The following is a 10,552-nucleotide window of genomic DNA, read 5'->3' as shown; positions in this document are numbered from 1 at the left end:
GGCCGCGCACGGCGTCCTCGTTGGCCTGGCCAGCCGACCCTGATAGCGTGTGGGCATGCAGACCCGCTTGGTTCATCTTGTCAGCTTTGTTTCGATCCTGTCGGCGTTGGCGTGCGACCCCAAGGCCGCCGATCCAGACGGCATGGAAACAACCACCATGTCCGGGAGCGGCGGGAGTGAGAGCGAGAGCGAGAGCGGAGGCGACGGTCCCACCGGCGAGCCCGAGGGCTGCGTCCCCCCAAGCGGTGACGGCTTCGCGTGTGAGGTCGACGAGGACTGTGCGATCTCGGGCGACTGCTGTGGCTGCGTGGCCTTCAACCCCGACATGGGCTCACCGGGCAATTGCGGCGGGATGTGTGATCAGAACAAGTGCGAAGAGTGGGGCATTGAGAAGGCCGCTTGCGTCAACGGCCAGTGTGTTCCCCACGGCCTGAGCTGCAACCAGGCCGTGCTGACCTGCGATGCCGCGGCGCCGAACTGTGGCGAGGGCACGCAGCCGCAGGTGTGGGACGGCTGCTTCACGGGCGACTGCCTGCCGATCGACGCCTGCGATTGGGTCCCCAGCTGCGCGGCCTGTACGATCGAGCAGAGCTGCATGCACGAGACCCGCAACGGCTGCGACTACGATCGCTGCGTTGGCCCGATCGAGGAGTGCCAAGACCAGGCGCCGTGCGCCTGTGTCGGGAGCATCTTCTGTAGCGGTCAGTGCACGCCGACCGCCGAAGGGTTTAGCTGTGGCTGAGCGACGCAGCGCCGCCTGAGCGGCAGGTAGCAGCGGCTCAGCCCAGGCGCTGCTGCATGTACAGGTCGTCGATCGCCGAGACCTTGTCGACCTCGCCCGCGTGCTTGTCCGAGCGGATCGCCACCAGCTTGGGGTCGCGCAGCTTGAGATCCTTGGTGACGTTGTCTTTGACAATGCCCTCGAACCGGACCGTCACGACCACGTGCGGCCGCAGCTCGACGCCCGCGCGCACGCCCGAGGCGCTCTGCCGCTCGACCCGGCGCCCGGTGATGAGCCCGTTGCGCATGATCTCTGCCTGGATCTCGCGGTCGCGGTGCTGATCGACACCGGCCACGTCGCCAACATCGACGAACCCGCCGTCCTTGGTTCGGGCACCGATCGCAAAGCTCCCGAACATCCCGGCCTTCTCTTTGGTGGTGACCGAGAAGATGCCCTGCAGCAGGACCAGATCCAGGGTGATCTCGGGCTTGCGTTTGAGCCAGTCGGGGTCGCGGCGCGCGAGCGCGTAGGCCCCGTCCAGATCCTTGGTGATGATGCCTTCGTAGCCCTGACCGCGGAAGTATTGGTACAGGCGGTTGACGTCGTTCTTGGTCGGGGCGAGCTGGCCCTCGGCGATCGAGACGGGGATTGGCAGGGTGTAGTTGGAGAGCGGCCCCAAGAACTGCTGCATGGTCTGCCGACGCTGGCGCAGCGGCAGCTGGGTCAGATCCTGGCCGTTGAGGTAGATCAGATCGAAGGCCGCATACTTGAGGTTGACGGGCCGCTGTTGGACCTCGCCCGAGAGGCTGGCGTAGACCTCGTACACGGTCGCCAAGCGCGGGCCTTCGAGGTCGAGCACGGTCCCGTAGAGCTCGCCGTCAACGATGCAGTTGTTGCACGGGAACATGCTGATCGTCTGGCGCATGCCGCTGACCTGCTCGAGCCAGTCTTTGCGGCCGCGGGTGTAGGCGGCGCACAGCACCGAGCCGTGGGCGTCGGTCGACTTGTGCAGCATGAAGCGGATCCCGTCGTACTTGCGCTCGACCCACGCTGGGTACTTCTTGACCCCGTCGGAGCCGCCGCTGGCAAGCGCGGGCTTGATCGCAACGAGCGGCTGCAGTCGGACCTCGCGCAGGCCCTCGGCGCCCTTGGTCGCGAGCATGCGCGCGACCGCGAACGGATCCGACAGCGCGATCGCGTGCTGGACCGCCTCGGGCTCGGCGTCGTAGTAGCCGGCCAGCGCCCGGGCGATCACGGCGCCCTCGTACTCGAAGCCAAAGTCGGCCTTGCGCAAGATCAGCCGGGCCATGAAGTAGGCCTCGATCTTGCCCATGCGGGTCAGCAGCGAGCGGAGCAGATCGAACTTGAGGCTGCGGACCGCGTCGGGCAGGAACTCCAGGGTCAGCAGCACCTCGCCGGCCGTGAGCGCGGGCGCCGACTTGAGCTCGCGGCGGCCCTCTGCGAACAGCACGCCCACGTCGCCGACCTGGGTCAGGCGATCGAGCATGTCGCGGTAGCTCTTCATCTGGACCGACATCAGCAGGCGGATCAGGCTGTCGCGCTTGAACGTGCTGGTGCGCCCAACGAACGCGTCGCCGACCAGGCAGCCGATCTTTTGAACCGCCGTGAGCCCGATGTCCTTGTCGAGGAAGTTCTGGACCAAGGCCGCGCGCCCGGCCGTGTCGGGCGGTCGCTCGATCTCGATGCCAAACAGCTGCGCCGCCTTCTCTGGGTGCATGCGCATCAGCGGGATGAACACCGCGCGGCACAGCGAGTGGAAGGGGATCGTGTTGAGCGCTTCGAGGGATCGGTGCTGGGCCGACAGGTGCTCGACGACGAACTGGACATGCAGCGGCATGCCGAGCACGGACTCCATGTAGCTCGCGCTCGGGCGGTGGCTGCCGAGCGCGCCGGTCAGCTGCTCGAGGTTCTCGCCGGAGTGAAACCAGCTGCGGACGGTGGAGTCGTCGACGACATGCATGGGGCCCGGAGTTTAGCCTTTTTTGGACCCCCACATGCGCCTTGGGACTTCGCCGACTGCAGCCGCTGGCCCTGGGGGTGTGCGGCACTAGCTACGCGGGGGGTGCCTGTGCGGGGCGGTTCGGTGGTGGGCCAACGGCGAGCCGCTGTCTCGGGTGGTCGCGTAGGTAGGCGGTGCCTGCATGCGCTTTGACATCGCAATCGTGGGGGCGGGGACGGCTGGGGCGGGCGCGGCCTGGCAGTGCGCCCGCCGGGGCATGCGGGTCGTGTGCGTGGACAGCCGGCCGCTGGCCGAGGCCGGCGCGCGGTGGGTCAACGGCGTCGCCACGTGGCTGCTCGACGCCGCCGAGATCCCCACGATCGCGCCCGCAGGCCAGCGCGGCGGGGACGTGGTCCAGGACGGTTGCCCGGGTCGTCGGTGATCCGGGCCCAGACTACTGCGGCTCGGTGCAGATCAGGTAGGTCCCCTGACACTCCAGCCCGCACGGGCAGTCCGCGTCGCTCGTGCACTGCAGCGCGCAGATCATGTCGGTCTCGCCCGGGTTGACGGGCACGCACGCTGGCGTTGCCCCGGGAAAGTCGGCCATCTCGCCGCAGTCGCTCACGTCCGTGCACGAGCGGGTGCACGCCTGGTACAGATCGCCGCCCAGGACACACTGGCAGCCCATGTTGGTGCTGCATGGCCCGTAGGTCCCCTCGGGAAAGCACACCGGATCACCGCTGTCCGTCTCGCTCGTTGCCCCGTCGTCGCTCGAGTCCTCGGGGGCACCCGTCGCCCCGTCGCCTTGCTCGCTGGCGTCGTCGCCCTTGCAGGCCAACAACACGAGCGACGCGAACACCAGGGTCGAGAGCCGAGTCATGGCCAACTCTATGCCCCGCGCGGGCCCGCGTCACGCTTTGATCACAGCGGCCCGATCAACTTTGCCCACCCATCCAAGACCACGAACACGGCCATGCTCACCCCCAGGGCCGACAGCATGGTCCGCCCGATCGTCCAATTCTGGTCGGGATCTTCATCGATCCTCGCAAACACCGGGACGCTGATCACGAAGAAGCTGCCGTAGAACATCGACCCCCACAACAGCATGCGACCGCGGTCCGCGTACTCGAACACGTCGGCCAACGCTGGCACGGCCATGAAGAAGGTCTCGGCAAACGCGACCACATACGCGAGCAGGGCGACCACGACGATCTTGCCGAGCAGCTTCAGCGACAAGCGCGTGCTCAGATACCGAAGCACGACCGTCGCCGTCACGTGGTAGGTCATGAAGTAAGCCTGCGTCACCGGGTACAAGAACAGCGGGACGGTCGCCTCGCTCTCGCCAACCAGCTCGGCCTGCAGGTTCCAGCTGGTTGGGAAGCCGTAGCGCATGCCCACCACGTCAAAAAAATAGTGGGTGAAGAAGTAGCTGCCCACGAACACGAAGATCCCGATCCACACGTTCAGCCGAAACCACCCCGTGCGCCAAATCGGGAGCTCGGCCTGTTCGGGGGGCGGCGCCAAATAGGGGATCAACCACAGCGGCGCGGCCAAGCCCACCCCGAACAGCATGTAGCCCGGGTCGCCCCAGCTGCGGTACACGCCGGTCAGCATGACCACCCCCATCAGCGCGATCCAGATCGGGCTGTAGATCAGATACAGGCGCTCGACCCTGGCCTTCGCCGGGTTGCTCGACAACCATTGCCCCGTGCCGGTGGCCACCCGCGCAGGATACTACTGGCGAGCGATCGGCAGCAGACCCGGCCGTGGTTCGTTCTCTGCCGGCGGCTTGGCCTCGGCGATCAGCTTGAGGACCTCGGGCATGGTGGCGATCGGGCAGGCGTCATCGGCCCAGCTGATCAGCCGCACCGACGACCAGCCCGGCAAGAACGCCCAGTGCAGTCCGTCGGCCTCGCTCCACAGGGCGCCCTCGACCCCGGGCACCGGCGTGGACGCGAACTCCGGGTTCTTGGTCAGCCGGCCCAGGCGCAGATCGTGGTCGGCCGCGGCCGCGGCCACGTCCTCGCGGTTGATCTTGGACCCGCGCAGAGACACCGGCGCGCCGCCGTCCATGTTGGGCAAGAAGAAGTAGCCGCAGCTTTGTTGCAGCGACTCACCCATGTACAGCGCGTGGCCGCACAGCTTCTGGATCCGCTCGGCGTCGAAGCCAGTCTCGAACGGACAGCAGTGGGGGTCGGCCAGCTTGGGCGCGAACAGCTTGCACACGCCGTTGCTGGTGTCGGGCTTGCCGGAGCCGAGCGCGGGCGCGTCGGGCAGCGGGCGCGGGGCCGACTCGGTCGCGTAGAGATCATCGCCGTCGCGCACGACCCGGGGATCTTCGGTTGGCACGACCGCGGGCGACGCCGGATCCTGGGCTGCTTGTTGCTGCTCGGGCGTGGGGACTTTGGCCGGGCAGCCAAGGCACATGGCGAGCGCGGCCAAGCTCGGGAACACGGGGGAGAGTCGGGGCATGGGCGCTCTGTTCTTAGCGTCGCGGCGCGCCCAGGTCGAGGGCGGGCGACGCTCCACGCTAGACTCGCTCGCAGCCGGCCGCTTTCACCCCCAGGCGTCTTTCAGCTCGGGCGAGGGCTTCTCGCGGCTGCGACAGCGGGTGGCCGCCGTGGGTCGCAGCTCGATCGGTCGCGGGCTCAGGGCTTGCGGCGGGGCGTGACCGCGGCCTTGCGCGCCAGCTTGCGCTGCAGCGTGCGTCGGTGCATGCCCAGCCGGCGCGCGGCCTCGGACACGTTGCCGCCGCAGTCCGTCAGCACCCGCTGCAGGTGCTCCCACTCGAGCTCGTCGAGCGGGGTCGCGTTTTGGGTCGTGGGCGTGTCCAGCAGCACCGGCTCGGTTCGCTCGAACGCGGCCAAGATCTCGTCGACGCTGGTTGGCTTGGTCAGGTAGTGCACGGCGCCAAGCTTGATCGCCTCGACCGCGGTGGCGATCGAGCCAAACCCAGTCAGCACGACCACCCGCAGCGCCGGCCAGCGCTCGCGCAAGCTGGCCACGACCTCGAGCCCGTTGCGGCCCGGCATGCGCAGATCGACAACGGCCTGATCGGGCTGCCACGCCTCGGCCTCGGCCAGCGCGCCGTCGTAGTCATGCGCGATCACGGTCTGGAACCCGCGCCGACGCAGCGCGCCTGCCAGCGCCGTGGCGAACGCCCGATCGTCATCGACGACCATGATCGTTGCCTCGCTCATGCGGCGGCCCCCCGATCGACGAGCGGCAGCTCGACGCGGACCCGTGTCCCGCGCCCGAGCTCGGAGTCGATCTCGATCGTGCCGCCAAGCTGACGCAGGTGCGCCCGCGCGAGGTACAGGCCCAAGCCCATGCCCTGGTTCTCGGGTCGGGTCGTGTGGAACGGGCTGAACGCGGCCGCGAGCTCGTCGCCGTCCATGCCGACCCCACGATCGATGACGTCGATGATCAGCGCCGCGTCGCGCACGTCGAAGCGGATCACCACGGCGCGGTCGCCCTCACCGGCACGCCGGGTGGCGTCGGCGGCGTTGTTGAGCAGCTCGCGCAGCACCTGGCTGAGCGCGCTGAATGGTTGGCCGCACGACTGGGACTCGAGGTCAGGATCGATCTCGACCCGCAGCGGCACGCCAGCGTCGACCCCCTCGAGCTCGGTGACCAGCTTTGTCAGCGGCCACGGCTGCGCGCGCGCGTGGCCCAGCGCGCTGACCCGCAGCTCGGGGCTGGCCATGCGCGAGACGATCAACTTGCAGCGGGCGAGCTGCTCGCGGATCGTGTCGAGCGCGCCCTCGGACTCCGGGGCCGGCAGGTGCGGCAGCTCGTCGACTAGCAGCTTGATCGTGCCCAGCGGGGTTCCAAGCTCGTGCGCGGCCCCGGCCGCGAGGGTCCCGAGCGCGGTGAGGTGGCGATCTTCGAGGGTGGTCTGACGCAGCCGGGCGAGCTCGTCGCGCTGATGCGCGAGCGCCAGCGCGGTCCGATGCACGAATACCGTGATTAGCACCCCGACCAGGCCAAACGCGACCCACATGCCGAGCTGGTGGCCCTCGAAGTGCTCGCCGTGCGGCCGGTCGCTTGCCTTCGCGGCCGTTGGCGCCGGGCCGCCCGCGTGGTCCGCGGGCATGTGGTGGTGGGCGTGTGGATCTTCGCTGGCAGCGGTGGTGGTGGGGGCGGCTGGCTCGGGCTCATGCTCGACGGGCGTCAGCAAGAACAGCCCCGCGAAGCAGGCCACGCACACGCCGGCCAGCGCCCAGGTCCAGCGTGGTGAGACCTGCGTGGCCAGGGTGATCGGCAAGAAATACAGAATCGTGAACGGGTTGGCGGGCCCGCCCGAGAGCGCGAGCAGCAACGTCAGCGCGAGCGCGTCGGCGAGCAAGTGGGCCCCGGCGAGCGGCTCGCTCGCCCGCCCACGCGCGAGCGCCAGCGGGCTCACCAAATTGAGCACGGTCCAAACCACCACGGTCGCGACGAGGGCGATCGGGTGCTCGCTGCGGGGGAGCAGGCCAACCGGGAGCCGGTCACCGGCGAGCGCGGCGAACAGCACGCTCGCCGACACCAGCGCGATCAGGACCCAGCGCGCGGCGATCAAGTTGCGCAAGGTGATGCGCGCGTTGGCCTGCGCTTGCTCGCCGATCATCATCGCGGTGCCGGCATGCTAGCCCGAATCACCGGGCGAGCTCACTCGACGCAGAACCCAAACATGACCGAGTCCTGCTGATCGGCCGCGGTGACATCGAAGGCGATCTCCCAGTACCCGGTCATGTGCAGGTTGACCGGGGCGACGTCGTACTCGCCGGGGGTTCCTGTTGGGCTGACCTCCGCGACGATCGCCGTGCCGTGGCCGTGGTCGGGCATCATCGGCGTGACCACGATCTCCAGGCCATCGAGCGGCTCACCGTCGGCGTCGGAGAAGCTCAGGACCCAGCTGTTGTCGCCCTTCACCGGCGGCGCGGGATCGGCCGAGACGAAGCTCGCGGTCACGAACGATCCGGACTTGCTCAGGCCCACGGCGTAGGTGTCGGCGCGGGTCTCTGCTGCGCAGCCTTCCTCTTCCCCGTCCTCGTGTTCGCCCTCGTGCCCTTCCTCGTGTCCGTCCTCGTGCCCGTCCTCGTGCCCGTGGTCTTCTTGGCAGGTGCCCTGGCCGTCGTGAACGTCGCAGATCAGCCCCTGGTCACAGTCCTCTGCGGTCTCGCAGGGCTTGCCAACGGCATCCCCGCTGTCGCAAGCGAACATGATCCCAGCGAGGGACCCAAACAGAAGGGACGCGGCCAGCATCGAGGTGCGTGTCATGTGTGGAAGCTACCCGAGGAAGCGCGGATCGGGGTGCGACCGCTTGTCGCCGCGACATTGTGTCGCAGGCGCGCGGGCCGAACTCGGCATATAGCGTAGGCGTGCGGCAGCTTCGAATGTTCGGCGTGCTGCTGGTTGCGACAGTGGGGTGCCTGCCCGCGTTCGCGCCAAATATTCGCGCCAATGGTGTCCACGCTGGCGTCAGCAAAGCCAGCGAATCGCAGACCTGCATGAGCTGCCACGTGAGCGAGCAAGAGGCGCTCGAGCTTGGCGGGCCGACCGAGGCGCCGATCGTCGCCGACTGGATGACGACCGATACGCGCACCTGCGTCGACTGTCATCGCGCGCGGGTTGGCTCTCGTAGCGACCCACGCCGGGCCAAGCACGATCGTTTGCCCTCGCTCGCAAAGGTTGGCCGTGCAAGTGAGTAGCTTCCGCCGGCGCCGCTCGCTTGGGTTGCTGCTGGCGCTCGCGTGGGTCGCGGTCCCGCGCCAGGCCAACGCCCACCATGTCGCCGGCCACGGCAGCTCCGAGGGCGTGCGCAGCATCAACAGCGTTGGCAATCGCGGCGGCGCAGCAAGCACCCGACTGATGCTGCTCAACGAGTTCAGCCACTCGGGCGTTGGGATCGTGCCCGGACAGCGCAACGACCTGAGCTTGCTCGGCGAGTATGCGCCGATCCCTGCGTTCTCGTTCGGCGCCCAGCTGCCGTTCACGACCGTCGCCGAGCAGCCCGAAGACGGACCGAACAGCGTCCAGTCTGGCTACGGCGACACCCGGGCGTTCATCCGCATCACGCCCCACGCCGACAAGTTGATCCACCGAACCTTGACCTTCGTGGTCGGCGCGAGCTTTCCAACCCGAACGGTCCGCAGCGTGGTCGACCCCGGGCGGCTGTGGTCCGTCACGCCCAGCCTGATCTACACCCGCACCTACACGCGGCTGTATTGGCAGGTGCTTGGCGTGGCCAGCACCGAGTGGCGTCCGGCTGGCGTCGCGCTGGATCTCAGCGCGGGCGGCCAAGTGGGTGCGCGGCTGCTCGACGGCAAGCTCGCCGTCGGCGGCGGCGCGCTGGTCGATGTTCGGGCGATCAACGCCTGTCGCAGCCCCGCGGGGGAGCTCGAGTATTGCGCGGGCAGCCGCGCGGGTGAGCGCGATCGAGCGGTCGGCACGACGCGGGCGACCGCGCTCGCAAACTTCGCGTGGAACATCGACACACGCTGGTCCTTGACCCTGGGCGTACAGGTGCCGTTCACCCCGCAGCGGGACTTTGACGTCGGCGCGGCGCTGGGGGCTGTCGTCGTGTTTTAGGGTCCTGGGTCCGCGCCGGTCGCCGGCGTCGCAGACCCAGCAGGCCGAGCAGCGCCAGCGCTCCAGGCCCAAGCGGCAGCGACCCCGCGCGCGTCGAGGCGCAGTGGCAGCCGTCGTCGAGCAGCATGGGATCTTCGCCGACCTCGATCACGAACTCGAGCGAGGTCTCGTTGCCGGCCGCGTCGCGCAGGCGCAGCTCGAAGGTCCACGTGCCGATCGGCAGGGCGGTGACGTCGAAGCTTGGCTCGTAGACGGGCGAGAACGCCGGATCGTCGACCAGGTCGCGGATCCCGATCGCCAGCTCGTACACCTGCGGGTGCTGATCATCGATGATCCGCAGCTCGACGCCGAAGTCGGCCGGGCCCACGAAGTAGGCCCCATCGAAGGGCCGGACCAGCTCGAGGACCGGCGCGATGTCGTCGACGTAGGGCGCGCCAAACAGCAGGTGCATCATCGCCAGGTCGTGCTGAAAGTCTGGGAGCCCGCACTGCTCGAGGCTGATCTGCGGACAGCTGCCTGCTTCCTCTACGGGGGTCAGCGCGGTGTCCTCTACGATCTGCGCGCAGCCATCGAAGAACTTGGCGATCGTGTTGCCGCCGCTTGGGGCCATCAGCGCGTGCTCGAGCCCGATGTGATCGAAGCCCCAGGTGTGCGCCGACTCGTGCAGCGCCGTCGATGCCCCCCCGTTGATCCACGAGCTGCGCTCGCCGTCGAGGTACACATGGGCGATCTCGTTGGGTCGATCATCCCAGCAATCGCCCCCTGGCGCGCGGCCGAGCGCCTCGTCGTCGACCGACTCGCCGCCGTACACGACCATCACATACGACTCGTCCTCGGGCGGCCGCTGGGCCGTGACGCGGACGCCCAGCTCGTTGACCTGCGAGCGCATCGCGTCGAGGATCGCCACGCGGTGGGGGAGGGCGCCGCTGTAGGGCGCGAAGCTGGTCCCGGTCTCGAGCCACGAGCAATTTTCGTGGCTGTTGGAGGGCGAGCAGTCGCCGATCGTGACGCCGTCGAAGTTGACGAAGATCGTCGTGTTGGTGCCGAGCTTGCGGCGTGGCTTGGCTGGATCGGGCTGTTGAACGCTGGTGGCGGCGACCGGCGGCGTGGGCACGGCGTCGTCGTAGGGGACGACGAGCGTGTCGGGCACGGGCGCGTGGTGGGTCTGGGTGCGGACCGGGGCGGTGGGCTCGATCGCCGGGCCGCGCAGGTGCAGGCCAAACTCTGGCTCGCCCGCGACCAGCGTCGCGAGCAACAGGATCGGCGCCGCTGGCATCGCTCGTACTCTAACAGAGGTT

At 68.7% G+C, this 10,552-nt stretch carries 12 protein-coding genes; 4 read left to right on the top strand and 8 right to left on the bottom strand.

Features of this window, described 5'->3' with window-relative positions:
• Positions 1–55 precede the first annotated feature (55 nt).
• Positions 56–742 (top strand): hypothetical protein, encoded by a 687-nt coding sequence (locus DB30_RS02875; protein WP_052546423.1) that lies wholly within the window; start codon positions 56–58, stop codon positions 740–742.
• Between the two features lie 37 nt (positions 743–779).
• Here DB30_RS02875 and DB30_RS02870 read toward each other — a convergent pair whose 3' ends face one another.
• Complete coding sequence (locus DB30_RS02870) at positions 780–2,702, bottom strand: ATP-dependent DNA ligase (protein ID WP_052546422.1); 1,923 nt, start codon at positions 2,700–2,702, stop codon at positions 780–782.
• Positions 2,703–2,883: 181 nt separating this feature from the next.
• Between DB30_RS02870 and DB30_RS02865 the strand changes: the two genes are divergently transcribed.
• The gene (locus tag DB30_RS02865; protein ID WP_052546421.1) at positions 2,884–3,123 is read left to right on the top strand and encodes an FAD-dependent oxidoreductase; all 240 of its coding nucleotides are present in this window, start codon (positions 2,884–2,886) and stop codon (positions 3,121–3,123) included.
• 12 nt (positions 3,124–3,135) lie between these two features.
• On the opposite strand, the gene DB30_RS02860 is transcribed toward DB30_RS02865, so the two are convergent.
• The 6 genes from DB30_RS02860 to DB30_RS02835 form a co-directional block, all read right to left on the bottom strand.
• Positions 3,136–3,561, bottom strand: a complete 426-nt coding sequence (locus DB30_RS02860; protein ID WP_052546420.1) for a hypothetical protein — start codon at positions 3,559–3,561, stop codon at positions 3,136–3,138.
• Positions 3,562–3,602: 41 nt separating this feature from the next.
• Positions 3,603–4,403: a hypothetical protein gene (locus DB30_RS02855; protein WP_052546419.1), complete on the bottom strand. Its 801-nt coding sequence runs from the start codon at positions 4,401–4,403 to the stop codon at positions 3,603–3,605.
• A 12-nt stretch (positions 4,404–4,415) separates the two neighbouring features.
• Positions 4,416–5,153, bottom strand: a complete 738-nt coding sequence (locus DB30_RS02850; RefSeq protein ID WP_146657913.1) for a hypothetical protein — start codon at positions 5,151–5,153, stop codon at positions 4,416–4,418.
• Positions 5,154–5,329: 176 nt separating this feature from the next.
• The gene (locus DB30_RS02845) at positions 5,330–5,881 is read right to left on the bottom strand and encodes a response regulator transcription factor (protein WP_052546416.1); all 552 of its coding nucleotides are present in this window, start codon (positions 5,879–5,881) and stop codon (positions 5,330–5,332) included.
• A complete protein-coding gene (locus DB30_RS02840; RefSeq protein ID WP_052546415.1) occupies positions 5,878–7,293 on the bottom strand; it encodes a HAMP domain-containing histidine kinase in 1,416 nt (471 codons plus the stop codon). The genes DB30_RS02845 and DB30_RS02840 overlap by 4 nt, the downstream gene beginning before the upstream one ends.
• Positions 7,294–7,331: 38 nt before the next feature.
• Positions 7,332–7,943 (bottom strand): FixH family protein, encoded by a 612-nt coding sequence (locus tag DB30_RS02835; RefSeq protein ID WP_052546414.1) that lies wholly within the window; start codon positions 7,941–7,943, stop codon positions 7,332–7,334.
• Positions 7,944–8,044: 101 nt separating this feature from the next.
• On the opposite strand from DB30_RS02835, the gene DB30_RS02830 reads away from it, so the two are divergent.
• Both DB30_RS02830 and DB30_RS02825 read left to right on the top strand, forming a co-directional pair.
• Entirely contained in the window at positions 8,045–8,374 is a 330-nt protein-coding gene (locus tag DB30_RS02830) for a NapC/NirT family cytochrome c (protein WP_146657912.1), read from the top strand.
• A complete protein-coding gene (locus DB30_RS02825; RefSeq protein ID WP_052546412.1) occupies positions 8,367–9,254 on the top strand; it encodes a hypothetical protein in 888 nt (295 codons plus the stop codon). The genes DB30_RS02830 and DB30_RS02825 overlap by 8 nt, the downstream gene beginning before the upstream one ends.
• Here DB30_RS02825 and DB30_RS02820 read toward each other — a convergent pair.
• A complete protein-coding gene (locus tag DB30_RS02820) occupies positions 9,196–10,530 on the bottom strand; it encodes an MYXO-CTERM sorting domain-containing protein (protein ID WP_052546411.1) in 1,335 nt (444 codons plus the stop codon). The two genes, DB30_RS02825 and DB30_RS02820, sit on opposite strands and share 59 nt — an antisense overlap.
• Positions 10,531–10,552: the final 22 nt, after the last annotated feature.

This window comes from Enhygromyxa salina (assembly GCF_000737335.2).
Lineage (GTDB): Bacteria > Myxococcota_A > Polyangia > Nannocystales > Nannocystaceae > Plesiocystis > Plesiocystis salina_C.
The sequence above is the reverse complement of the archived record's forward strand: the minus strand, read 5'-3'. Positions and strand labels throughout refer to the sequence as shown.